Source organism: Nocardia exalbida NBRC 100660 (genome assembly GCF_000308575.1).
GTDB classification, from domain to species: Bacteria; Actinomycetota; Actinomycetes; order Mycobacteriales; family Mycobacteriaceae; genus Nocardia; species Nocardia exalbida.
Window position 1 is genome coordinate 46663 of the sequence record NZ_BAFZ01000004.1, and the last position, 24238, is coordinate 70900.

The following is a 24238-nucleotide window of genomic DNA, read 5'->3' on the forward strand; positions in this document are numbered from 1 at the left end:
ACGTTCCGGTCGACCGCACAGAAGCGCTCGGACGGACGAACGTCCGGCCGCCGCACAGAAGCGCTCGGACGGACGAACGTCCGGCCGCCGCACATTGAGGAAGGAACACTCCGATATGACCACAGAGGCCTACATTTACGAGGCCATCCGCACTCCGCGTGGCCGTGGCAAGAAGAACGGCTCGCTGCACTCGGTCAAGCCGATCGACCTGACTGTTGGTCTGATCCAGGAGCTGCGCGGCCGCTTCCCGAACCTCGACGAGGACCGGATCTCCGACCTGATCCTCGGCGTGGTCGCGCCGGTCGGCGACCAGGGTGCGGACATCGCCCGTACCGCGGTCACCGTGGCAGGCCTGCCCGACACCGTCGGCGGGTTCCAGCTCAACCGCTTCTGCGCGTCCGGCCTCGAGGCGGTCAACCTGGCGGCCCAGAAGGTCCGCTCCGGCTTCGACGACCTGGTTCTCGCCGGTGGCGTCGAGTCCATGTCGCGCGTGCCGATGGGCTCCGACGGTGGCGCCTGGGCGCTGGACCCGGCCACCAACTACGACACCTACTTCGTCCCGCAGGGCGTCTCCGCCGACCTGATCGCCACCATCGAGGGCTTCAGCCGCGACGATGTCGACGCCTACGCGGTGCGCTCGCAGGAGCTGGCCGCCAAGGCCACCACCGGCGGTTACTTCGCCAAGTCGATCGTCCCGGTCAAGGACCAGAACGGCATCGTCGTGCTGGACAAGGACGAGCACATGCGCCCCGGCACCACCGCCGAGGACCTGGCCAAGCTGCAGCCGTCCTTCGCCGTGATCGGTGAGATGGGTGGCTTCGACGCGGTGGCGCTGCAGAAGTACCACTTCGTCGAGAAGATCAACCACGTGCACCACGGCGGCAACAGCTCCGGCATCGTCGACGGCGCCGCGCTCGTGCTGATCGGTTCGGAAGAGGCGGGCAAGGCCTCCGGTCTGACCCCGCGTGCGCGCGTCGTCGCGACCGCCACCAGCGGCGCCGACTCCACCATCATGCTCACCGGTCCGACCCCGGCCGCCAAGAAGGTGCTGGCCAAGGCGGGCCTGACCCTCGACGACATCGACCTGGTCGAGATCAACGAGGCGTTCGCCTCCGTGGTGCTGAAGTTCCAGAAGGATCTGAACATCCCCGACGAGAAGCTGAATGTCAACGGCGGTGCGATCGCGATGGGCCACCCGCTCGGCGCCACCGGCGCGATGATCACCGGCACCATGGTCGACGAACTGGAGCGCCGCAACGGCCGCTACGCGCTGGTCACCCTGTGCATCGGTGGCGGCATGGGCGTGGCGACCATCATCGAGCGGGTCTGAGCCCCAACCGACAGCTGAAGATTTGCGGCGGCGTGAGCGTCAGGCCCGGAGGCGGCAGCCTGCGTAACCACGTAGGGCCGCGAACGCCGCTAATTCACCTAGGAGACACAGAGCTGTGAGCGAAACCAACATGATCGGTTGGGAGCAGGATTCGGACGGCATCGTCGTACTGACGATGGACGACCCGAACCAGGGCGCCAACACCATGAACGAGCTGTACAAGAAGTCGATGACCGCCACCGTCGACCGGCTCGAGGCGGAGAAGGACAACATCACCGGTGTCGTCCTGACCTCCGCGAAGAAGACCTTCTTCGCCGGCGGCGACCTGAAGAACATGATGAAGGTCGGCCCGGACGACGCCCAGGCGCTGATGGAGGAGCTCGGCGAGATCAAGAGCGCCCTGCGTCGCCTGGAGCAGCTGGGCAAGCCGGTCGTCGCCGCCATCAACGGCGCGGCGCTGGGCGGCGGTCTGGAGATCGCGCTGGCCACCCACCACCGCATCGCGGCGGACGTGCCGGGTTCGCAGATCGGTCTGCCGGAGGCCACCCTCGGCCTGCTGCCCGCGGGCGGCGGCATCATCCGCACCGTGCGCATGCTCGGCCTGCAGAACGCCCTGATGCAGGTGCTGCTGCAGGGCCAGCGCAACAAGCCGGCCAAGGCCAAGGAGATCGGCCTGGTCGACGAGCTGGTCGGCTCGATCGAGGAGCTGGTCCCCGCCGCCAAGGCGTGGATCAAGGCCAACCCCGACGCCGGCGTGCAGCCCTGGGACAAGAAGGGCTTCAAGATCCCCGGCGGCACCCCGTCCTCGCCCGCGTTCGCGGCGAACCTGCCCGCCTTCCCGGCGAACCTGCGCAAGCAGATCAAGGGCGCGAACATGCCCGCGCCGCGCGCCATCATGTCGGCCGCGGTCGAGGGCTCGCAGGTCGACATCGACAACGCGTCGCTGATCGAGTCCCGCTACTTCGTGCACCTGCTCACCGGCCCGGTCGCGAAGAACATGATCCAGGCGTTCTTCTTCGACCTGCAGACGATCAACAACGGCGGTTCGCGTCCGAAGGACGTGCCGAAGAAGGAGATCAAGAAGGTCGGCGTGCTCGGCGCGGGCATGATGGGCGCGGGCATCGCGTACGTCTCCGCCAAGGCGGGCTACGAGGTCGTGCTGAAGGACGTCTCGATCGAGGCGGCCGAGCGCGGCAAGAACTACTCCGAGAAGATCGAGGCCAAGGCTCTCTCCCGGGGCAAGACCACCGAGGAGAAGTCCAAGGCGCTGCTGGACCGGATCAAGCCGAGCGCGGACGCGGCCGACTTCGCGGGCGTCGACTTCGTCATCGAGGCCGTCTTCGAGAACACCGAGCTCAAGCACAAGGTGTTCCAGGAGATCGAGGACGTCGTCACCCCCGACGCGCTGCTCGGCTCGAACACCTCCACCCTGCCGATCACCGGTCTGGCGACCGGCGTGAAGCGCCAGGAGGACTTCATCGGCATCCACTTCTTCTCGCCGGTCGACAAGATGCCCCTGGTCGAGATCATCAAGGGTGAGAAGACCTCGGACGAGGCGCTGGCCCGGGTGTTCGACTACACCCTCGCGATCAAGAAGACCCCGATCGTCGTCAACGACAGCCGTGGCTTCTTCACCTCGCGCGTGATCGGCACCTTCGTCAACGAGGCGATCGCCATGCTCAATGAGGGCATCGAGCCCGCCACCATCGAGCAGGCCGGTCTGCAGGCGGGCTACCCGGCCGCGCCGCTGCAGCTGTCGGACGAGCTGAACATGAAGCTCATGCAGAAGATCGCCAAGGAGACCCTGGAAGCCGCGCAAGCGGGCGACACCACCCTGGGCGTCAAGCGGCACCCGGCGCAGGATGTCATCGACTACATGGTGTCCGAGGGTCGTCCGGGTCGCCTGGAGAAGGCCGGCTTCTACGAGTACGACGAGAACGGCAAGCGCACCGGTCTGTGGGCCGGCCTGCGCGAGCACTTCAAGACCTCGGCGGACTTCGGTGTCCCGCTGCAGGATCTGATCGACCGCATGCTGTTCGCGGAGGCGATCGAGACCCAGAAGTGCTTCGACGAGGGCGTGCTCACCTCCACCGCCGACGCCAACATCGGCTCGATCTTCGGCATCGGCTTCCCGGCCTGGACCGGTGGTGTGCACCAGTTCATCGTCGGTTACCCGGGTGGCCAGGAGGCCTTCGTGGAACGCGCCGACTACCTCGCCAAGAACTACGGCGAGCGCTTCGAGGTCCCGGCCTCGCTGCGTAAGTAGTCTCGCGCCTGACGCAACGGCGAAGCCCGTCACCGCTTTTCGCGGTGGCGGGCTTCCGTCGCTTCCCAGCCCGTGCACGTTCGCGTCCTTCCGGCCGGATAGGTTGGCAGCCGTGCCGAGACGTAGTTGCCATGTTCTGATCGCCGGTTGTGCCCTCGTCCTCGCATCGGCGCCGGTGGCGGGCGCCGATTCCGCGCCCGTGCCCTCGGTGCGCTTGCTGGGCGAGCAGGTGATCGCTTCGGGCCTGGACTTCGAGGGCACCACCGTGGGCGGCCTGTCCGGTATCGATTACTCGGCACGCACGGGTGAATTCGTGCTGATCAGCGACGATCGGTCGAGCAAGAACCCCGCGCGGTACTACACCGCGCGCATCGAGGTCGGCGAGCGCGGCGTCGGACCGGTGACGATCACCGGCACCCGGCCGCTGCTGACCGCGACGGGTGCTGCCTACCCGCCGATGTCGGTGGACCCGGAGGAGATCCGGGTCGATCCGTGGACCGGCGACTACTACTGGACGCAAGAAGGCGAACGCGACGGCGACCTACTGGCCGACCCATCGGTGCGGATCGCGCACCAGGACGGCTCCTATGCCGGTGAGCTGCCGATTCCGGAGAACGAACGGATGCGTCCCGGTTCCGGGCCGAGGCAGAACCAGGCGCTGGAGGCAGCGACCTTCCTCGCCTCCGGCGCATTGTTCGCGACCGCGACGGAAGGGCCGCTGCTGCCGGACGGACCGCCGCCGACCACGACCAGTGGGGCACTGGCGCGCATCACCGTCCAGGCTCGATCCGGACCGCTACTCGCCCAGTACGCGTATCCGATGGAGCCCGTCTTCGCCGAGTCGCGGCCCGAACCCGGCCGCGGCGGCACCGGGATCGCGTCCATCCTCGCCGCCGATCCGCTCGACCCCACGAAACTTCTTGTGCTGGAACGGTCTTTCTCCCCGGGGACGGCCAACAAGATCCGCGTCTACGAGGCCGACCTGAGCGGCGCGACCGACATCCTCGATGCACCGCTCGGCGCCGCACGCCCGGCGGCCAAGCGGCTGCTGGTGGACCTCGACGACGTCGGACTCGCCGCCGTCGACAACGTGGAGGGTATGACGTGGGGTCCCCGGCTGCCTTCCGGCGAACGAACCCTGGTCCTGGTCAGCGACGACAATTTCGACAGCCGCCAGATCACCCGGATCGTCGTCCTCGCCGTCGCCTAGTCCGCGGGACGCAACTCCTCGGCGGCGGCCTGGTACGCGGCGGCGGCCCTCGCGAAGTAGTCGAACAGCACTTCGCGCTGTTCGGGTGAATAGCCGCCGATGATCTCGCCGATGCGCCGCCGCGCCGGGGCGAGGACCTCGTCCAGATCAGCGGGTTTGCCGACCAGTTCGACGATCACCTTGCGCCGGTCGCCCGGGACCGGCGCGCGGCGGACGTAGCCCGCCTCCTCCAGCCGGTCGATCAGCCGGGTGGTCGGGCCGGTGGTCAGGCCGCTGCGAGCGCCGAGTTCGCCCGGCGTCATCGGTCCGGCCAGTCCCAGGATGTTGAGCGCGTAGAGGTCGGTGGCGCCCAGATCGACCGCCCGCGCCCCGGCTTGGCCGTGCAGCATCACCGCGCTCAGATAGCGCCGGTAGACCTCATGGGCGTCCGGTCGAAGGCCGTGCGGCGCGGCCTCGGGTGTTGACACGAGATCCCTCCATCCATTAATTTCTTCTTACACGAAGAGACTTCTTATAAGAAGAAAGCTCTCACAAGAAGTAATCTACCATGGAGGCACCATCATGAGTGGCGACGAGAACACCGACCGGCGCGGCATCCTGGCCGTTCTCGCCGAGCTGACAGACGCCTGGGGGCGGGGAGATGCCGACGCCTACGGCGAGGTCTTCACCGAGGACGCCACCTACACCAGTTACCTCGGCACCCATTACCGTGGCCGCGCAGACATCGTGGCTTCGCACCGAGCCTTGTTCGCGGGCGTCCTGAAGGGCACCCGGCTGGCCGATGCGGTGCTGGACATTCGCCACTACGGTCCGGACGTCGCCGTGGTCACCAGCCGTGGCGACACCTACAAGGGATCGCCGAAGCAGGAGCCGGCGAAGGTCCAGACCTACACCGTGGTCCGCAGGGACGGCCGATGGCGCATCGCCGCTTTTCAGAACACCAAACGCAGGAAGCTCATGGAGCGCATGACCTTCTGGATCACTCCAGCGACACGTCCCGCCGAGCAGCGCTGACCGATCCACGGCGGATAGCTCATGGACCCGGTTGGCCGGCTCCTGCTCGGGTATCCATCAGGGTGGATCAGACGTGGCGGCGGTCACGAGCCGAGGCGACGCCTGCAAAGGTGAGCGCGAGAGCCCATTTCGCGCCGGACATCGAGCCCCCGACCGGAGCGCCGAGCTGCGCGGAACGTACGGATCGGCGGCACGAGTCGTGCTGTTCGGAAACGTCACCCGCCTGATACCGGGCCGCGCTACGTTGGAGTATGCGCAGACATATCGGACACGGCGTCCGGAGTCGGCGCGGAGTTCGGTCGCCGATGTCGCCGATTCGATGTGAGTTCGAGGTGATCACATGAATCCACAGACGCGTTCGGGCCGGGTGCGCCCCGAATCGGCTGCGGCCGAGACGGACACGCGGCGGGATGCGCCCATCGACATCGCCGACGAGTTGGAGGCGATGGGCCTGTCCGGTGCGGTGGAGATCGGCCGGGGCGGATTCGGCGTGGTGTATCGCTGCGTGCAGACCGCGCTGGATCGGGTGGTCGCGGTGAAGGTGCTCTCCTCGGAGATCGACCAGGAGAGCCGGGAGCGGTTCCTGCGTGAGGAACAAGCCATGGGCAGGCTGTCCGGCCACCCGAATATCGTCGACATCCTCCAGGTGGACGTGACGGCGACCGGCATGCCGCTCATCGTCATGCCGTACTGCACCCATGGGTCCCTGGAGCAGCTCATCCGCGATCAGGGCCCGCTGACCTGGGCGGACTCGCTGCGAGCCGGGGTCAAGCTGGCGGGCGCCATCGAGAGCGCACACCGCGCCCGGATCCTGCACCGTGACGTGAAACCGGCCAACGTCCTGCTCAGCGGCTATGGCGAACCGCAGCTGACGGATTTCGGCATCGCCCGCATCCCGGGCGGGTTCCGCACGTCCAGCAGCATGATCACCGGCTCGCCCGCGTTCACCGCGCCGGAGGTCCTCAAAGGCGACGAGCCGACCATCCGGTCCGACGTCTACGGCCTCGGCTCGACGCTGTTCGCCTTGCTCACCGGGCACGCCGCCTTCGAGCGGCAGGCGGGGGAGCGGGTGGTGGCGCAGTTCTTGCGAATCACCACCCAGCCGGTGCCGGACCTGCGCGAACAGGACATTCCGCCGGATGTGGCCACCGTCATCGAACACGCGATGGCTCCGAGTCCGCGAGATCGCCCGGCCAGCGCCTACGAGTTCGGCGAGATGCTGCGCGAGGTGCAGCGCGGCCATGGCCAGCTGCCCGACGAAATGGCGCTGCTGGACACCACGCCGGAACCCGAACCCACGATTCCGACCGCGGTGGGCCTACCGACCGTGGCGTGGACCGGTTCCCGTCCCGCGGTCACCGCGCGCCGCAGCTGGCCGTTGACGCTGCGGCCCGCCGTCTCGCAGCATTCGGCGACCTCGACGACGGCACCGCCGACGGCCGTGACCAAATTCCGTCCCCCCACGCCCACGCGAGACCCGATACCGCGGCCGCGTCTGCTGGACACCCTGCGCGGGGGCGGACGGCGCAGACTCGCGGTGATCCACGCGCCCGCGGGATTCGGCAAGAGCACACTGGCCGCGCAGTGGCGCGCCGAACTCACCGAGAGCTCTGCCGCCGTCGCCTGGATCGGTATCGACCGTGACGACGACAACGAGATCTGGTTGCTCGCCCACCTGATCCAGGCGATCCGCCGGGTGCACCCGGACGTCGGCGCCGGTCTGGACCAAGTGCTGGAGGAGCGGCCCGCCGACGCCGCCGCGTTCGTGATTCCCACGCTCATCGACGAGATCCACGCCGCGGGCAAGACGGTCGTGGTGATCGTCGAGGACTGGCAGCGGATCACCGACGCGGGCGCGCACCGGGCGATGGAAGCCCTCCTGGACAACGGCTGCCACCACCTGCGTTTCGTCGTGACCAGCCGAGAGCAATCCGGCCTGCCGACGAGCCGGATGCGGGTACACGACGAGCTGGTCGAGATCGGCTCGGCCGCGTTGCGCCTGACCGAGGCGGAGACCAGGCAGATCCTCGTCGAGCGCAACGGATTCGACCTGACCCCCGAGCAGGTGACCGAGATCCACACCGCGACCGACGGCTGGCCGGCGGCCATCCAACTGGTCGGACTGTCCCTGCGCGGCAACGCCGACCCCGCTCAGCTGATCGCCACGCTGTCGGAGGGCAACCACGGCATCCGCGAATACCTCGCCGAGAACGTGCTGGACACCTTGGAACCCAAGATGCTCGAGTTCCTCATGTCGATCGCGGTGACCGAGCGGATCTGCGGCTCGCTCGCCGCGGCGCTGTCCGGTGAACCGGACGCCGAACAGCTACTCGAGCAGGCCGAGCAACGGGAACTGTTCCTGCGGCGCATCGAGCACGACCCGGAGTGGTTCCGGATGCAACCGCTGTTCGCCGAGCATCTGCGGACCCGGCTCGATCGCGTTCACCCCGGCAAGTCGAAGTCACTGCACCGCAAGGCTTCGCGCTGGTACGCCGAACACCAGCTGCTGCGCAAGTCGGTCGACCACGCATTGGCCGCGACCGATCTGAAGATGGCGCTGGACCTGCTCGAGGGTGGTGGGATGGACCTGATCGACGGATCCCGGCTCGCCACCCTGCTGGGCAGCGTGTCGAAACTGCCGATGCAGCAGGTGGCCTCGCGCTCGAAGTTGCTGATGGCGGTGGCCAGGGCGAACGTCAACCTGCAGCAGTCCGGCGCGGCGCGCAACGCGCTGGGCAGGCTGTCCAACATCCTCGCCCGCGGCTCCACCGGTGACGCGGATGTGCGCGTGCAGCGCTGCCAGGCGGCGGTGCTCGCCGCTTCGGACCAGATCGCGCGCGACCACACCGAGGGCGTGCTGGATCGGATCGCGGACTGCTTGCAGGAGCCGGACGATCTACCGGCGTGGACGGTCTCGACCGCGGCGAACCTCACCACGTTCGTGCGCCTGTGCGGATTCGACTTCGAGGGCGCCAGGAAGATCCAGGAATGGGCCGAGGACTACCACAAGGACTCGAAGGACCCGCTGGGCCTGGTGTTCGGCCGCTGCGGCCAGGGCGCGGCCGCCTACGAGCAACTCGACGTCGCCACCGCGACCCGCTGTTTCCAGCAGGCGTGGGAGTCCGCGCGCGAGCGCTCCGGACCGCGCTCGCACGCGGTGCGCGTAGCCGCCGCTCTGCTCGGCGAAACAAGTTATCGCCGGGGTGATCTGCAGACCGCCGACCGGCTGCTGGACGAAAGCCACGAGCTGGTCACCCGGGTGGGGCCGGTGGACTTCCTGATCTCCACCTTCGTCGTCGGCGCGCGGGTCAAGGCGGTCGGCGGGGATCTGTTCACCGCGGCCACGCGGCTGGACGAGGGCGCGCGCATCGCCGCCGACAACCGCTTGGCGCGCCTGGCCGCGCACATCCGCGCCGAACGGCTGCGCCTCGGGCTTCCGCTGGAGGCCGGGGAGCGCCGCTACACCGATCTCAGCGAGTCCACGCCGTTGCAGATGGGGCATCGGCTGACCGGCGCCGCCCTGCTCACCGCCGAGGCGGAGGAACTCGCCGCGATTCGCGCGCTGCTCGCCGAACACCGGCCCGGCTCCGACGACCGGGCCGTTCGCCGCGCCCGCGCGCTCTACGACCACACTCTGCAAAAGCACCGTCCGCGCGCCCAATTGGACGCCGCGCTGCTCCTGGCCGAATGTCTGGCCACCGCGGGCTGGGTCGGCGAGGCCACCAACCTGCTGCTACCCGCGGTCACCACCTGCGCAGGCCTCGGCTGGACCAGGCCGCTGCTGGACGCGGGCCCCGGCGTGGTCGGCATCCTGCGCGTGCTGCGCGCCGACCTGCCCGCCTCGGCCCAGGTCGGTGACATCGAACTGCCCGCCCCGTTCCTGGATGAACTCCTGAACGAGGCGGGCAGTCAGGCCTTCTGAGCGAACCGGATTACGGCTGCCACCACGGGCGCAGCGGCACGGTCCAGTCGCCGTCGGCGGGGAGCTTGACCCCCAGCACCTGGTGCAGCTGAACCACGTTGCGCTGGAAGCCCAGCCGGCATCCCGCCATGTACAGGCCCCACACCTTCGCGGTGCCCTCGCCGACCTCGGCCACGCAGGCGTCCCAGTTGGCGACCAGGTTCTTGCACCATTCGTGCAGGGTCAGGGCGTAGTGCTCGCGCAGGTTCTCCTCGTGCAGCACCTCGAGCCCGATATTCTGGATCTCGGAGATGATCCGCCCGGAGCCGATCAGCTCGCCGTCCGGGAACACGTAGCGGTCGATGAAATCGCCCGCCTTGGTGGTGCGGGTGTTGTCCGGGCGGGTGATGCAGTGATTCAGGAACAGGCCGCCGTCGCGCAGCTTGCTCTTGATGAAGTCGAAGTAGAACGGGTAGTTGTGCACCCCGATGTGCTCGGTGAGGCCGATCGAGGACACCGCGTCGAACTCGCCCTCCGGCACATCGCGGTAGTCGGAATGGCGCACCTCCGCCAGGTCGGCCAGGCCTTCCTCGGCGATCTTCTTCTGCGCCCAGTCCGCCTGCTCGGCCGAGAGCGTCGCGCCGATCACCTTCACGCCGCGCTTGGCGGCGTAGCGCACCATGCCGCCCCAGCCGCAGCCGATGTCGAGCAGCCGGTCGCCTTCCTTCAACCGGAGCTTCTCGAACACCAAGCGGTACTTGTTCTCCTGTGCCTGCTCGAGCGTCCAGTTCTCGTCGCCGTAGACCGCGCAGGTGTAGGTCATCGACGGGCCGAGCACGTACTCGTAGAAGGCGTTCGAGACGTCGTAATGGTGGTGGATCGCCTCGGCGTCGCGGGTCTTGGAGTGGCGCAGGCCCTCGAAGGCGATCCGGCGCCAGCGCGGCAGGGTCTCCTGCGGCGGCGGGGCGACCGGCTTGAGCCGCTCCCAGCCCAGCGAGCGCGCGATGGTCACCAGGGCCAGCGCGGACGGACGGCGGAACTTCAACCCGTCCAGCGCCTTCAGGATCTCGTACGGATCACCCGGGTGCACACCGGTCGCGGTCATGTCGCCGGAAATGTAGGCGCGGGCCATGCCGAGGTCGCCAGGGGCTGTCGCCAGATAGTTGATGCCGCGCGGGGTACGGATGTCCAGCGCGAACTCCGAATCCCGCGGTCCGGTCGAGCTGCCGTCGTAGGCCGTCAAGCGGATCGGGACTTCTCCCTCGACGAGGGTCTCGAAGATCTCGGCAATGCTGAGTTTGGTCCCGAGATCGGCGAAGACATCGGAACGGTCCTTGAATGTCGTCATCTGCGTTGCACCGCCTTCGAATACAAATCCAGCAGGCGCTGGTCCGGGTCGTAGCGTTTCTTCAGTTCGGTATAGATGTTTCCGCCGTAGAGCGCCGCGAACTCATCCTTGTCGTAGAAGGAATCCGAGTACAGCGACTTATGCCCGTCGAACTCGGTCACCGTGCGCTCGATCGCGCGGTTGGCCGCGCCCTCTCGCTGCCCGGGGGTGGTGGGCACGGCCGACCAGAATCCGACATTCACGTAGGTCCGGTCCGGCTCCAGGGGGTACAGCGGCCAGGTGCGTCCGCCCGGCCCGGCCGGGTCGCCGCTCTCGCGCAAACGCAGTGGGCACAGCCAGATCGGCTCGATCGGGATCTCGCGCAGAAACCATTCCACGAAGTCGGCGGTGCGGTCCACCGGCACCTCGATGTCCTGCACGACCCGCTCGCGCGGGGGATTGCCCTTGCGGGCCTCCAGCTTGTCGGCGATGGCGTACTTGTGGTCCAGCGCCACGAGCTTCCAGTAGAAACTGCTGCGCCGGTAGCGTTTCGGCCAGATCCGGCGGATCCTCGGGTGCTGTGCGCCGAAAGCGCGCGAGCACCAGAACCAGTCGGTGTCCCAGCGCCACAGGTAGTCGTGGATGGTCAGGCGGTCGCGCTTGGGCGTGTCGCCGTCGTGCTGGATGGACCGGTAGAAGATGTCCATACCGGTGTAGTCGCTGACCGGGCCCGGCTCGTCGGTGCGGCGGCCCAGCGTCAGGTAGCTCTCCTCGGCGGAGAAGACGACGCCGTCGAGATAGTCGACGGGCTCACCCTCGAAGACGCGGTCCGTCACGATCGTCGCGAGGGTCGCCTCCAGTTCGCGCAGGTCCCGGAAACGCACGTGCCGCAGCGCGACGTACGGCCGCACCTCTTCCAGCTCGATCTTCAACCGCACCGTGTAGCCCAGCGTGCCGTAGGAGTTCGGGAATCCGCGGAACAGATCGGCGTGCTCGTTGTGCGGCGTGGCGGTGAGGATCTCGCCCGCGCCGGTGAGCACGTCCATCTCCAGCACCGACTCGTGCGGCAGGCCGCTGCGGAAGGACGTGGACTCGATGCCGAGGCCGGTGACCGCGCCGCCCAGCGTGATCGTCTTGAGCTGGGGAACGACCAGCGGCGCGAGCCCGTACGGGAGGGTGGCAGCGACCAGCTCCTCGTAGGTGGTCATGCCCGCGACATCGGCGGTCTTGGCGACCGGGTCGACGGCGATGACCCGGGTCAGTCCGGAGACGTCGAGGCCGGGCGCGGGGTTCTTCGCCCTGGCGCGGAATAGGTTCGACGTTTTCTTCGCCAACCGGACGTTGGCGTGCTCGGGTATCGCGCGGTAGCTCGCCAAAAGACGGTCCACGCCCGCTCGATGCGCGGCAAATCCTGATTCGCGTGCGGCCGGTGCGTGTCCGGCCTTCCCCAACAGACTCACTGCCACCCCTCGACGCTAGTACGGACCAAACGGCGGGGCCACCGCGCGGGCATGGTGGCGGAGAAATGTCACGCATATGTTGCGAAATGGAATACCGAATTGTCTGGAGTAGTTCGCGGCACCCTCGGCGCTTTCCTCCTGCGCCGACAGGGCAGGATGGAGCTCGGTCGAGACACCGCATCCGGACAAGGAGCTCATTGTGGGACAGGTCAGCGCCAGTAGTTCGATCGACGTGCAGGCGGATCCGCAGCGCGCGCTGGAGGCCATCGCCGACTACGACACGGTGCGTCCGCGCATTCTCTCGTCGCACTACCGCGACTACAAGGTGGTCGAGGGCGGCAAGGGCGCGGGCACCGTCGCGGAGTGGACGTTGCAGGCCACCGAGAAGCGCTCGCGCAACGTGCACGCGGTCGTCTCGGTATCCGATTCCATTGTCACCGAGCGCGACTCGAACTCGACGCTGGTGAACACCTGGACCGTCACGCCGGAGGGCACGGGGGCTCGGGTCACGCTGCGCACCACCTGGAAGGGCGCGGGCGGCATCGCGGGCATCTTCGAAGGTATCTTCGCGCCGCTCGGCCTGAAGAAGATCCAGGCCGAGGTGCTCGGGAACCTGCAGCGCGAACTGGCCTGATCGGACGGACGCGACGACGGTCCGTGCGGGCCGTCGTCGCGATGTCGAGCGGCCTACTCGGCCGCGATGTCGAAGAGGTTCCCCTCGGGATCGGCCAGCGTCGTCCACTTCATGCCCCACTCGTCGAAGTCGCCGACGTGCTTCGCGCCGAGGTCGATCGCGCGTCCGACTTCGTCCCGGTCGGAGGCGAGCAGGTCGAGGTGGATCACGTTCTTCCCGGGGTTCTTGTCGGGCACCCGGAGGAACATCAGCGCGGTCGCGGCGCCCGTGGTCCGGCCGACGGTGGCGAACTCCGGGGTGGGGCCGGGATCGACGGGCGTCTCCAGCAACCGCGACCAGAATTCGGCGAGCGCGCCCGCGTTCTCGCAGTCGATGGTGACATGGGCGATAGAGAGCGTCATGGATGTCTCCTTGTTCACGGTTGGGCGATGGGCCAGCACACTTCGGTTCGGTAGGTGGCGGGATCGTCGGACACATCCGGTCCGAGCAGGTACAACTCGCGGATCGGTTCGGGCAACGCGACATCGTGTTCGGCGACATGACTGCCCAGCGCGCCGTAGGTGCGGTCGAAATCCTCGAACGGCCCCTCGTGCACGGTGACGGCGAATCGTCGCGTGGGTAACTCGATCGCCGAAAGGCCTGGGGGCAAGACGATGTCGGCGTCGGCGACCGGGACGAACGCGACGACCGCGCCCTCGTCCTGTTCGAAGAAATCGGTGCCGTAGGTGGCGCCGCCGGCACCCGCGGGTGCGATATCCGCGGCGGCCAGCGCCTCGTACAACGCCGGGAAGGTCGACGCGCACCACTGGGCGATGTGTTCGCGCGCCACCGTCGCGCCGATCGCCGCGGCCGGGAACGCCGGAACCACGCGATACTCCACGGTGATCGGGGGTGCGGGCGTCAGCAGCGAGCGCAACGACGCCACGACCGCACGGGTACGGATCAGCTCCGCCTCCATGCGCTCCAGATGCGCGCGCAGCGTGGCGTCACGGGCGTTGTCGTCCGGCGCGGCGAGGACGGCGCGGATCTCCGGGACCGGCATGTCCAGCTCGCGCAGCCGCCGGATCAACTGTGCCTGCGTGACCTGCGCCGTCGCGTACCGCCGATAGCCCGACCCGGCGTCCACGTCGACCGGAGCCAGTAGGCCGATCTCGTGGTAGTAGCGCAACGTCTTCACGCTGAGATTGCTCAGCCTGGAGAACTCCCCGATGGGGACGGTTGCCGTCATGGCACCAGCCAACACCCTCCAGCGACGGGAGGGTCAACGACACCCGGTGTTCAGGCGAGCGCGAAGGTCAGCAGCAGGGTGGTCTGGAACGCGCCGCGCCACCACGAATAGCCGAACCACACACCCGGGGTGACCTCCCGGATCTCGTCGTAGACCGGCGGCGTCGGGGAGGGCGCGTAGTTCAGGGCCCAGGCGGGCTGCCCGTCGGTCAGTGCGGGCGCCGCGTAGACGTCGGCGCGCCAGCCCTCGATGCCCGCACCGGTGAGGCGGTTCATCAGGTAGCCGCCGTCCGGGCCGGTGTAGAAGGTCTTGCCGATCCACAGCGGGGGCGCGACGGCTTGCATGACCGGTGGACGAGTGACCCAGCCCGACTTCACACCGGAGGGAACGTCGCCCAGCGGCGCGGCGCGGAAGATGGCGTCCTGCTGCTGCGCCGAGCACCGGAAGCGCAGCGAATCGAGTGTCGCGGCCTTGTCGTCCGGATAGAGGACGCAACCGTCACCGTAGTCCGCGACCGCCGGGGTGGTTTCGGCATCGATGACCTCTTGGGCATCGATCACCTCGGTCGCGTTGATGATCTCGGTCGCATCGATGATCTCCGTGTCCGCGGACGCCGTTGGCGCCGTAGTGCCGAGAAAGATGCTGGGAACACCAAGCGTGAGCACCAGGGTGCTCAGGAAACGTGCACGAACTGCGATCATCTTTGTCTCCAGATTTGCACACCGGCCCCGACTCGGTGTCGATGGTAAGGCGCGCTCGGTCGGTCTCCACCGGAACTACCCAACCTGTTATCCACCATGCGCCGCGACATCGGACCCGTCGGGCCGCGCCGGGGACACGGTGCGGCAGGACTAGGCTGGCCGGTGACACCTTCTTCAGAGAGGACCCTCCCGTGCAGCCAGGTGGCCAGTTCGATATGCAACAGTTGCTCGCCCAGGCGCAGCAGATGCAGCAGGCGGTGATGGAAGCCCAGGAAGAGATCGCGGCGACCGAGGTGGAAGGCGAGGCGGGCGGCGGCCTGGTCCGGGTCACCATCAAGGCAAGCGGCGAGGTGGTGTCGCTGACCATCGACCCGAAGGCCGTGGATCCCGAGGACGTCGAGACCTTGCAGGACCTGGTCATCGGCGCGGTCAACGACGCGATGGCCAACGCGCAGCGCGTCGCCGCGGAACGGCTCGGACCGCTGTCCGGCGGCCTCGGCGGCGGTTCGCTGCCCGGTTTCTGAGCCGGGGTAGCAGTTGTACGAGGGTCCGGTCCAGGATCTGATCGACGAATTGGGCAAGCTGCCCGGCGTCGGTCCGAAGAGCGCCCAGCGCATCGCCTTTCACCTGCTCGGGGTGGAGCCGCCGGAGATCGATCGGTTGCAGGCCGCGCTGCAGAAGGTGCGCGACGGTGTGCAGTTCTGCGTGACGTGCGGGACGGTCTCCGACGGCGAGCTGTGCCGTATCTGCGCCGACCCGCGCCGGGACCGGACGATGATCTGCGTGGTCGAGGAACCCAAGGACGTGCAGGCGATCGAGCGCACCCGGGAGTTCCGCGGTCGCTACCACGTGCTCGGCGGCGCGCTCGATCCGCTCAGCGGCATCGGCCCCGACCAGCTGCGCATCCGGGAGTTGCTGGCGCGCATCGGAAACCAGGAGGACGGCGTCGACGTCAGCGAGGTGATCATCGCGACCGATCCGAACACCGAGGGCGAGGCCACCGCCACCTATCTGGTCCGGATGCTGCGCGACTTCCCCGGCCTGAGCGTGACCAGGCTTGCCTCGGGCTTGCCGATGGGCGGCGACCTCGAATTCGCCGACGAGCTGACCCTCGGCCGCGCGCTGTCCGGGCGGCGCGCGCTGTAGCAGGCGCGAACGCCTCTCCCGAGCGGGATTGCGCGCCGCCCGGCGTGGGTTACCGTGTCGGAGATGAGCATCGAATTCTTGCTGACGACGCTCGTCATCGTCGCCACCCCCGGAACCGGTGTGCTGTTCACGCTCGCGGCCGGACTGTCCAGGGGCGTGCGGGCCGCGGTGATCGCGGCTTTCGGCTGCACGCTCGGCACCGTCCCGCACCTGATCGCGGCGATCACGGGTCTGGCCGCGCTGCTGAACGCCGGCGCGGTCGCCTTCCAGACGCTGAAGTACCTCGGCGTCGCCTATCTGGTGTACATGGCCTGGAGCACCTTCCGGGACAAGGGCGCGCTCGCCGTGCCGGAACGGACCGGGCACCCCGCGCCCTCGGTGCGGAAGGTGATCACCTCGGCGGTGCTGCTGAACCTGCTCAACCCCAAGCTGACCATCTTCTTCTTCGCGTTCCTCCCGCAGTTCGTGCCCAGCGGCGCGCCGGACGCCGTCGCGCGCATGCTCGAGCTGAGCGGCATCTTCATGCTGGCGACCTTCGCGGTGTTCGCGGTCTACGGCGCCTGCGCGGCCGCCGTCCGCGGCCAGGTCGTCTCCCGGCCCGCCGTCGTCACCTGGACGCGGCGGGTTTTCGGCGTCTCGTTCCTCGCGCTGGCGGGCCGGCTGGCCATCCAGAACCAGTGACGGTGCTAGAGATCGACGCGAGACCAGGGTAGGCCGGGGAAACGGCTGCGGTCGTCGTTGGCCCAGCCCCAGATGAGGGCGGCCACGGTGGCCGGGTCGGAGATGGTGGTGCCGAAATGCCTGTCGGGATCGCCGTCCCGGTATTCCACGGTGTACGCGCCGGAGTTGTCGCGGTAGGTCTGGATGTAGAACTGGTCGCCGCGCTCGACCACGAGGTACGGGTTGGGCGGGCTCAGCTCCGGGACCCACTGCTGGACAAGCGCTTCGGTCAGGTACGGGAACTCGCCCGCACCACCGTGCGTGACCATGGCGTCGACATGTCCGGCGGGATCGATCAGCCAGGCCAGCTGGGGGTCGTAGACGGCGTAGTTCAGCGGTGTGGCCAGTTCGAACAGCAGGTGGCGGACGAAACCGATCGCGTCGTAGAGACACGCCACGTGCAGCACCGCGCCGGTGGCCGCGCCGCCGACCGGCGCGGTGCTGAGAAAGCCGTCCTCCTCGGGCAGTTCGGCGTTGCGTCTGTTCAGTTCGGCCGCGATCCGCGCTACCGTCCCCGACTCGGGGGCGCCCTGCTGGGTGCTCAGGTAGGCGTCGACCTCCGCGATCGACGACGCGACACCGGACGGTAGCAACACGTGGTCATAGCTCACCGGGCCAGGGTACGGAACCGTTCAGGCGCGGCGGCGGACCGTGTCGTCGTCGGTGCACCGGCAGCCGCCCGCGAGGTCTCGGCAATCGAGGACGAAGGCGTGCCGGTCATGGCTGAGGTCGAGGCACTGCTCGTCGGTGCATTCCGCGATCCGGCTCGCGTGCACGATCAGGGTTCCATGGCAGTGGTCGAACGCGGATTCGCAAGATGAACAACCTGGTGTACGCATATGACCTCCTGACGAGATCGTTGTCGTGGTTCGGTGATACCACCGGCTCGGCATTGGTTGTGGGACCCCGGCCCGTGTGTCGCCGTGTCCGGCGCAGGTGCGGCCACGCCGCGCGGGCTGCCGGTTCACCCGGTGCCGGGGCCGCGACATGCGAAAATAGTCACACAGTCCGCCGGGCGCGGACCGCCCGGAGCGTTCGACGACCGTTGGTACGGATGGCGCGGAAGCGAGGTCGGCGCGGTGACGTTGCGCGATGAGCGGCGGGAGACCGCGACCGGCGCCACGGTGCGCGAGCAGTTCACGCGCTACCGCTCGGAGGGCGCCGAAACCGCCGCCTACGACGAATGCGGCGCGCCCGTCGCGGGCTACTACGACGAACTGGTCGACGCGGACGGCAACGTGCGCCGGATGTGGTCGGAGCTGTCGGCCGACTTCGCCGAACTCGGCGGGGACGGCCTCGGCAGGCTGGACAGCCGGGTGCGCAGGCTGATCGACGACGACGGCATCACCTACCTCGAGGTCGGCGCAGCGGCCGAAACCCCCGCGCCGTGGCGCCTCGATCCGATTCCCCTGCTGGTCGCCGCCGACGATTGGACCCGGCTGGAGGCCGGGTTGGAGCAGCGCTCCCGCGTGTTCGACGAGGTGCTCACCGATATCTACGGGCCGCGCAGGACGCTCGGCTCGGGACTGCTCGCGCCGGAGGCCGTGTTCGGCAACCGCGGCTACGTCCGGGCCGCGCACGGCATCACCGTGCCGGGGCGGCACCAGCTCTTCCTGCACGCCTGCGATATCAGCCGTTGGAGCGACGGGCGGTTCCGGGCGCTCGCCGACTGGACGCAGGCGCCGGCGGGCGCCGGATACGCGCTGGCGGACCGCAGGGTGGTCTCGACCGCTGTCCCGGAATCGTTCGAGCATGCCAATCCGCGTCCGCTGACGCCGTTCGCCAGGGCGATGCGATTGATGCTGATCGAATCGGCGCCGACCGACGACGACGAGCCGGTGGTCGTGGTGCTCAGCCCCGGCGTGCACTCCGAGACCGCGTTCGACCAGGCGTATCTCGCTTCCACGCTCGGTTTTCCGCTGGTGGAGAGCGCCGATCTGGTGGTGCGCGACGGCGCGCTGTGGATGCGGTCGCTGGGCACGCTGAAGCGGGTGGACGTCGTGTTGCGGCGGGTGGACGCCGAATTCTCCGATCCGCTCGATCTGCGGCCGGACTCACGGCTGGGCGTGGTGGGACTGGTCGAGGTACTGCGGCGCGGCGCGGTGACGGTGGTGAACACGCTCGGCAGTGGGCTGCTGGAGAATCCCGCGCTGGCCGGTTTCCTGCCCGCCCTGTCCCGCGCGCTGCTGGGCGAGGATCTGCTGCTGGAGAGCGCGCCGTCGTACTGGGGCTGGCACGAGCGGGAACGCAAGCACTTGATCGCGCGGCTGGACAAGTTGATCCTCCGCTCCGCGGTCGACGGGGCCACGCTGTTCGGTCCCGAGCTGAGCCGGGATCAGCGCGCGGAGCTGAAGGCCAGGATCGATGCGCACGGGTGGCAGTGGGTGGGCCAGGAACCGGCGCAGTTCTCCGTCACGCCCGCCATCCGCGATCACGATGGCCTCGGTGCGGCTCCCGTCGGCATGCGATTGTTCTCGCTCGCCCACCGGGGCGGCTACACCGTGATGTCCGGTGGTCTCGGCCAGCTGCGTCAGCGCACGCTCGATCGTGCCGCGCGCAAGGTCGCCGCCAAGGACATCTGGGTACGCGCCGCGCCGACGGCCGCCGCCGCGATCAGCACCGAGCCGCCCCGCGAGCGCGAACGGCGCACCGCCCCTACCGTGGCGGCGATCAGCTCACCGCGCGTGCTCAACGACCTGTTCTGGATCGGCCGCTACGGCGAGCGCGCGGAGGACGCCGCCCGTCTGCTGATCGCCACCCACGAGCGCTACCAGGAGTTCCGTTATCGCCCCTGGCTGGAAGGCGCCGAGGCGCTGCCGATACTCCTTGCCGCCCTCGGCCGGGTCACCGCCACGGCGGCTCCGACCGAGGGACTGTTCGGTCCAGAGGTGCGAGCCCTTGCGCCGCAGCAGAGTTCGGCCGATCGCGGCACGAACGCGCCGGGCGGCGCCGTCGACCGGGGCGTCGCGCGATACGGCGACGAGCGCGCGCACGCCGAGGCCGGCTCGACCGCGCATGCCGAAGGGCAGCCGAGACCCGTTCCGGCAGTGCCCGGTGCGGGAGGAGCCCCCCGCGAGGAAGCCGTTGCCGGTGCCGATGCGCCTCCGGTCGCGGCCGGTGTGGAGGCCGTCGCCGGGCGATCGGACAGCGACGAGACGACGAGCGCGGCGGAGGACAGCGCGCCGGTGCCCGGCGCGTCCCGTGCCGGTCACGACTATCTCGTCGCGCTGACGATCGACCGGGAGCTGCCCGGATCGCTGGCATTCGCGATCGACCGGTACGGCAACGCCGCGCGCGCCGTGCGCGACCAGTTGTCGATGGACACGTGGATGATCCTCGGTGCGGTCGACCGCGCGCTGGCCGGTTATCCGGCCGGGGTGGACGATCTGGAGGCGGAGTTGTCGGACGTGCATTCGCGCACCCTGGCCGGGCTGCTCGCGCTGTCCGGGATCGACGGGGAGTCGCTGATCCGCGACACCGGATGGCACGTCAGGGACATCGGCAAGCGCATCGAGCGCGGTCTCGCCATGACCGCGTTGCTCTCGGCCGCGCTGACGAAGCGGTATCCGGAGCAGACCGAGCGAGAAGTGACGGACTGGGTGTTGCGAGCCACCGAGTCCTCGGTGAGTTACCGCAGGCGGCATCAGGATTCGGTGCGCCTGTCGAACGTCGCCGAACTCCTGCTGTTCGACACCGCCAACCCGCGATCGCTGGCCTACCAGCTGGAACGGCTGCACGCCGATTTCCATGCGTTGCCCGGCGCTTCGGCGTCCTCGCGTCCGCAGCGGCTGCTCGCGGACGCGCGCCGCATGCTGCGCCGCCTCGACCCCGACGACTTGGAGGTCACCGACTCCGACGACCGGCGCATCGAACTGGCGGAGCTGCTGGAGGGAGTGCACTTGCGGCTGCGCAAGGTATCCGAATCCTTCGAGACCACGACGCTGTCGCTGCCGGTCGGCATCCAGCCGCTGTGGGGTAGCGCGCAGGTTGTCGAATGATCGGCCCGGGCGGTGCGGTGCGCCGCTATCAAGTGGAGCATCGCACCAAGTACTCGTACTCCGGAGAGGTCACCAATTCCTACGGTCGCGCGTACCTCACGCCGCGTGATCTGCCCGGCCAGCGACTGCTGTCCCACGACATCCGGATCGACCCGGCTCCCTCGGACCGGTCGGTGGGCGCGGACGTGTACGGCAACATCACCTCCTACTTCCACGTCACCACCGAGCATCGTGCGCTGACCGTCGTCGGCGAATCGCTGGTCGAGGTCGACGCCCCCCTCCGGGATGGCGGACCGGCCGCCGAACCGTGGGAGAAAGCGCGGCCGACCGGTGCGAACGGACCGTTCGCCGTGGAGTTCGCCCTCGACCTGCACCCGCCGGAGATCACGGCGGAGGTCGCGGCGTACACGGCCGAATCCTTCCCGCCGGGCAGGCCGCTGCTGGACGCGGTGGCCGAACTGAACACGCGTATCCACGACGACTTCGCCTACCGTTCCGGCGCCACGACGGTGTCCACCCGGGTGGCCGACGTGTTCGCCGCACGCGCGGGCGTCTGTCAGGACTTCGCCCGCCTCGCCGTCGCCTGCCTGCGGTCGCGCGGCCTCGCCGCCCGTTACGTGTCCGGCTACCTGGCCACCGATCCGCCGCCGGGCAAGGAGCGGATGGTCGGCGCCGACGCCACGCACGCCTGGGCGGCCGTGTGGACACCCGCCGCGCACGGATCCGACCGCACCGGCCACTGGCTGGACCTCGACCCCACCAACGACCAGTTCGGCGACGAGCGCTACATCACCGCCGCCTGGGGCCGGGACTACGCGGACGTCCCTCCGCTGCGCGGCATCATCTACACCGACGCCAAGGACAGCACGATCAGCGTTTCCGTCGACGTCACCGAGATCGGAATCGGACCGCCCTCGTGAGTTCGACATTCGGTCGGCGATTCGTCGGACACGCGCGGAGTGCGCGGCTACGGATGATCGGGTTGTTTCGGGGCGCGTCGCGGTGCGAGGTCGATGCGGATGTTGTCGGAGGTGGTGATGACGAAGACCCGGTCACCGCGTTCTTTGTCCCAGTCGGCGGGGATCAGGAAATAGCGGTCGTCGGCGCGGGCGAGCAGCAGGAGTCCGCTGTACTGATAGCGATATCTGGTGTCAGGCAGCGTGATCGCGTCGATTCTGGACTTTCCGCCTGCGATGGCGAGTCGGTCGACACTGAACACCACGACCGCGGGCTGATGCCCGAGACCACGGTTCTCCTCCTCGGTCGCGCTACGGCTGCCCTGCACGCCGGCGTAGTACCCGATGGCCCAGAATCCGGCGAGGAAGGCCAAACCCAATAACGTGACCAGCAGGGGTACCGACCGACGGGGTGGGGAGTCGCCGGGTCGTCGGTAGAGCAACCGGTGGTAGGTGGTGGACAGTTCCTGGGCGTACCAGATCAATGCGACGCCGGTGATGAGCATCAGCGGCAGGCCCAGACTCATCCAGCTGGGCAATTGCTTACGCAGCACAAGCCCTGCCGCGACCCCGGTGCACAGCAGCACCCCGACGACAGTGACTGCCCGCACCCACAGCCGCAGCGCCCGCCGCGGCCGTCGAGTGCGCATGACCGTTACGAGCGGAACCTGCCGCAGTGCGAACACCGCGGCAGCGATCAACAACGCCAGCACGACCGGGAAGAAGGCGCCGTCGAGGCTCTTGATGACGTAGTCGGACACGCTGAAGTCCAGCAGACGAGCGTCGATTCCGAAATGCCCGTACCAGGAGCGGGTGTACACCGACCCGACGTAGTAGAGCACCGCCAGGGTCAGGGTCGCTTCCGATGTCGCCACCGCGAAAGCCATCGCGCGCCGAGACGGTGACGTCTCATCGGTGCGCGCGCTGCTCATCGCGACGGCGTAGTGGCAGGGGGACTGGTGAAGGGGGAGCTCGGGGGCGTGGTGAGCCGAGCCCCTTCGTCGGGCGTGGTCGCCCCGATATCGGCTGTCGTCGGCAAGCTTTCGGTCAACGGGACGGCTGTGAGTGATACCGAGGTCTGGGGCACGTTCGCCGAGTCGGTGTTTCGGGCCGGCTGAGACCGGATCACCGTTACCGTCGGCTGGTCCGCCGACGTCGGCACGGGTTCGGTAGTCGATATCGACGGCGCCGCCGCTGATGACGTCGGCACAGTCGTGGTTGTCGGGCTGGGAGCGGGCTCGGGTGTGCCGCAGGCGACCAGGCACAAACCCAACGCGACGAGCAGTGGCGCCGAACGCATCAGTCCCCCTCGCATCTGGAGAATCAAGCGATTGTCCCACGAACTCGTTGTGTCGGCGGGGTTCTGAACACCCGGAGCGGACGCCCATTCCGGGCCACCCTGCGCCACAACCACCAGCGGGCGCAGCCGATCTCGGTGCGACGGGGGCCAGGGCGGACAGCGGAACCGAAAGGGTGACGGCCGCCGAGCTTACGAATCGGGTTCAGGGTGCCGTGGGCAGTCGCATCCCGAAGCCGTACAGCCCGTCGAGGTTTCGGTGCGCCGGGTGCGGGTCCGAGACCACGACAGTCCGATCACCCCGGCGGCGCTGAGGGCGAGGCCGAGCTGTGCCGGCCGGGACAAACTCACGGCCAGCTTGGCCGTGGCGCGGGCCTGCAACCCGGCATCGGCGCGGCGGCGGCCGAACCGGGTGGCGGCCAGCAGTTCGGTGACCTCGTCGAGGGTGAACCCGAGCCGCTGGGCCGCTTTGATCACCCGCAACACCGTGACCGACTGCTCCGGATACAGTCGGTGCCCACCCAGGGACCGCCGCGGTTCGGCGAGCAGGCCGCGCCGCTCGTAGTACCGCAGCGTCTGGGCGTTCACTCCCGCCGCCGCGGCCGGCTCGCCGGTGCGCAGGCCGGTCACCTCCGGCCGCCGATCGAGGCTTCCACCCGGGCGGCGAGCGCATCGAGGACCTCGACCTCGGTGTCGGGAACTTCGATGTGCATCACCGGTCCGGAATCGGCGGTACCGAAGCTGAACGCGAAGAACGAGCAGCAACCCGATTCCCGGGCGGCGAGGTCACGGCCGACCGGTTCGGCGTCGGCGTCCAGCAGCAGATCCAGCCGCGTGCGCGCGGGCCGACGCGCGCCCCGCACCGACTCGGCGAAGAACCGATCGAACTCCGCGACCCGGACGGGCTGCTCGACGGTGGGCAAGGTGCATGACTCCGGCACCCAATCCCCAGCGGAAGGCGAAACCATCATGTGGCCACGGTAAGCCTGTACCCGGGTACAGGATGCAACCCCGACCGGCGGAATCCGGCCCGCCTACCACGCGTCGACG

At 68.7% G+C, this 24238-nt stretch carries 22 protein-coding genes; 11 read left to right on the forward strand and 11 right to left on the reverse strand.

Going from position 1 to position 24238, the window contains the following annotated elements; genetic code table 11:
* The first annotated feature begins 115 nt into the window (after window positions 1–115).
* The 3 genes from ON29_RS02100 (at window position 116) to ON29_RS02110 (ending at window position 4806) form a co-directional block, all read left to right on the forward strand.
* Window positions 116–1330 (forward strand): acetyl-CoA C-acetyltransferase, encoded by a 1215-nt coding sequence (locus ON29_RS02100; protein WP_040864405.1) that lies wholly within the window; start codon window positions 116–118, stop codon window positions 1328–1330.
* A gap of 115 nt (window positions 1331–1445) precedes the next feature.
* Window positions 1446–3596 carry a 3-hydroxyacyl-CoA dehydrogenase NAD-binding domain-containing protein gene (locus ON29_RS02105; RefSeq protein WP_040864406.1) on the forward strand — a complete coding sequence of 717 codons (2151 nt, stop codon included), beginning with the start codon at window positions 1446–1448 and terminating at the stop codon, window positions 3594–3596.
* Window positions 3597–3708: 112 nt separating this feature from the next.
* On the forward strand, window positions 3709–4806 hold the full coding sequence (locus ON29_RS02110) for an esterase-like activity of phytase family protein (protein WP_051174794.1): 1098 nt from the start codon (window positions 3709–3711) through the stop codon (window positions 4804–4806).
* Here the strand turns inward: ON29_RS02110 and ON29_RS02115 are convergent.
* On the reverse strand, window positions 4803–5273 hold the full coding sequence (locus ON29_RS02115; RefSeq protein ID WP_040864407.1) for a MarR family winged helix-turn-helix transcriptional regulator: 471 nt from the start codon (window positions 5271–5273) through the stop codon (window positions 4803–4805). The two genes, ON29_RS02110 and ON29_RS02115, sit on opposite strands and share 4 nt — an antisense overlap.
* A gap of 94 nt (window positions 5274–5367) precedes the next feature.
* Between ON29_RS02115 and ON29_RS02120 the strand changes: the two genes are divergently transcribed.
* Both ON29_RS02120 and ON29_RS02125 read left to right on the forward strand, forming a co-directional pair.
* Window positions 5368–5820, forward strand: a complete 453-nt coding sequence (locus ON29_RS02120) for an SgcJ/EcaC family oxidoreductase (RefSeq protein WP_040864408.1) — start codon at window positions 5368–5370, stop codon at window positions 5818–5820.
* A 340-nt stretch (window positions 5821–6160) separates the two neighbouring features.
* On the forward strand, window positions 6161–9742 hold the full coding sequence (locus ON29_RS02125) for a serine/threonine-protein kinase (protein WP_040864409.1): 3582 nt from the start codon (window positions 6161–6163) through the stop codon (window positions 9740–9742).
* Window positions 9743–9752: 10 nt separating this feature from the next.
* Here the strand turns inward: ON29_RS02125 and ON29_RS02130 are convergent, their stop codons facing one another.
* On the reverse strand, window positions 9753–11069 hold the full coding sequence (locus tag ON29_RS02130) for a class I SAM-dependent methyltransferase (RefSeq protein WP_040864410.1): 1317 nt from the start codon (window positions 11067–11069) through the stop codon (window positions 9753–9755).
* A complete protein-coding gene (locus ON29_RS02135; protein WP_051174795.1) occupies window positions 11066–12508 on the reverse strand; it encodes an FAD-binding oxidoreductase in 1443 nt (480 codons plus the stop codon). The genes ON29_RS02130 and ON29_RS02135 overlap by 4 nt, the downstream gene beginning before the upstream one ends.
* Window positions 12509–12707: 199 nt before the next feature.
* Here ON29_RS02135 and ON29_RS02140 point away from each other — a divergent pair, with 199 nt between their 5' ends.
* Window positions 12708–13142 (forward strand): SRPBCC family protein, encoded by a 435-nt coding sequence (locus tag ON29_RS02140; protein WP_040864411.1) that lies wholly within the window; start codon window positions 12708–12710, stop codon window positions 13140–13142.
* 53 nt (window positions 13143–13195) lie between these two features.
* Here the strand turns inward: ON29_RS02140 and ON29_RS02145 are convergent, their stop codons facing one another.
* The 3 genes from ON29_RS02145 to ON29_RS02155 are packed head-to-tail and all read right to left on the reverse strand — an operon-like array spanning window position 13196 to window position 15071.
* Window positions 13196–13543, reverse strand: a complete 348-nt coding sequence (locus ON29_RS02145) for a VOC family protein (RefSeq protein WP_040864478.1) — start codon at window positions 13541–13543, stop codon at window positions 13196–13198.
* Between the two features lie 14 nt (window positions 13544–13557).
* Window positions 13558–14370, reverse strand: coding sequence for a MerR family transcriptional regulator (locus ON29_RS02150; RefSeq protein ID WP_040864412.1), 813 nt, complete (start codon window positions 14368–14370; stop codon window positions 13558–13560).
* 50 nt (window positions 14371–14420) lie between these two features.
* Window positions 14421–15071, reverse strand: a complete 651-nt coding sequence (locus ON29_RS02155) for a hypothetical protein (protein WP_040864413.1) — start codon at window positions 15069–15071, stop codon at window positions 14421–14423.
* 191 nt (window positions 15072–15262) lie between these two features.
* Here ON29_RS02155 and ON29_RS02160 point away from each other — a divergent pair, with 191 nt between their 5' ends.
* The 3 genes from ON29_RS02160 to ON29_RS02170 all read left to right on the forward strand — a co-directional run bounded on the left by ON29_RS02160 (window position 15263) and on the right by ON29_RS02170 (window position 16898).
* The gene (locus tag ON29_RS02160) at window positions 15263–15595 is read left to right on the forward strand and encodes a YbaB/EbfC family nucleoid-associated protein (protein WP_040864414.1); all 333 of its coding nucleotides are present in this window, start codon (window positions 15263–15265) and stop codon (window positions 15593–15595) included.
* A gap of 13 nt (window positions 15596–15608) precedes the next feature.
* Window positions 15609–16217, forward strand: a complete 609-nt coding sequence (gene recR, locus ON29_RS02165) for a recombination mediator RecR (RefSeq protein WP_040864415.1) — start codon at window positions 15609–15611, stop codon at window positions 16215–16217.
* Window positions 16218–16280: 63 nt separating this feature from the next.
* The gene (locus tag ON29_RS02170) at window positions 16281–16898 is read left to right on the forward strand and encodes a LysE family translocator (RefSeq protein ID WP_040864416.1); all 618 of its coding nucleotides are present in this window, start codon (window positions 16281–16283) and stop codon (window positions 16896–16898) included.
* Window positions 16899–16903: 5 nt separating this feature from the next.
* On the opposite strand, the gene ON29_RS02175 is transcribed toward ON29_RS02170, so the two are convergent.
* Both ON29_RS02175 and ON29_RS02180 read right to left on the reverse strand, forming a co-directional pair.
* Entirely contained in the window at window positions 16904–17548 is a 645-nt protein-coding gene (locus tag ON29_RS02175; protein WP_040864417.1) for a hypothetical protein, read from the reverse strand.
* Window positions 17549–17569: 21 nt separating this feature from the next.
* Complete coding sequence (locus ON29_RS02180; protein WP_306307202.1) at window positions 17570–17713, reverse strand: hypothetical protein; 144 nt, start codon at window positions 17711–17713, stop codon at window positions 17570–17572.
* Between the two features lie 309 nt (window positions 17714–18022).
* Here ON29_RS02180 and ON29_RS02185 point away from each other — a divergent pair, with 309 nt between their 5' ends.
* Together ON29_RS02185 and ON29_RS02190 are read left to right on the forward strand one after the other, a co-directional pair.
* Window positions 18023–20935 carry a circularly permuted type 2 ATP-grasp protein gene (locus tag ON29_RS02185; protein WP_444543617.1) on the forward strand — a complete coding sequence of 971 codons (2913 nt, stop codon included), beginning with the start codon at window positions 18023–18025 and terminating at the stop codon, window positions 20933–20935.
* On the forward strand, window positions 20932–21855 hold the full coding sequence (locus ON29_RS02190; RefSeq protein ID WP_040864419.1) for a transglutaminase family protein: 924 nt from the start codon (window positions 20932–20934) through the stop codon (window positions 21853–21855). Before ON29_RS02185 ends, ON29_RS02190 begins: the two co-directional genes overlap by 4 nt.
* Before the next feature lie 47 nt (window positions 21856–21902).
* Here the strand turns inward: ON29_RS02190 and ON29_RS02195 are convergent, their stop codons facing one another.
* The 3 genes from ON29_RS02195 to ON29_RS02205 form a co-directional block, all read right to left on the reverse strand.
* A complete protein-coding gene (locus ON29_RS02195) occupies window positions 21903–22823 on the reverse strand; it encodes a hypothetical protein (protein WP_157172631.1) in 921 nt (306 codons plus the stop codon).
* A gap of 557 nt (window positions 22824–23380) precedes the next feature.
* Entirely contained in the window at window positions 23381–23818 is a 438-nt protein-coding gene (locus ON29_RS02200; RefSeq protein ID WP_040864421.1) for a MerR family transcriptional regulator, read from the reverse strand.
* Window positions 23815–24159, reverse strand: coding sequence for a hypothetical protein (locus tag ON29_RS02205; protein WP_040864422.1), 345 nt, complete (start codon window positions 24157–24159; stop codon window positions 23815–23817). The genes ON29_RS02200 and ON29_RS02205 overlap by 4 nt, the downstream gene beginning before the upstream one ends.
* Between the last annotated feature and the right edge of the window lie 79 nt (window positions 24160–24238).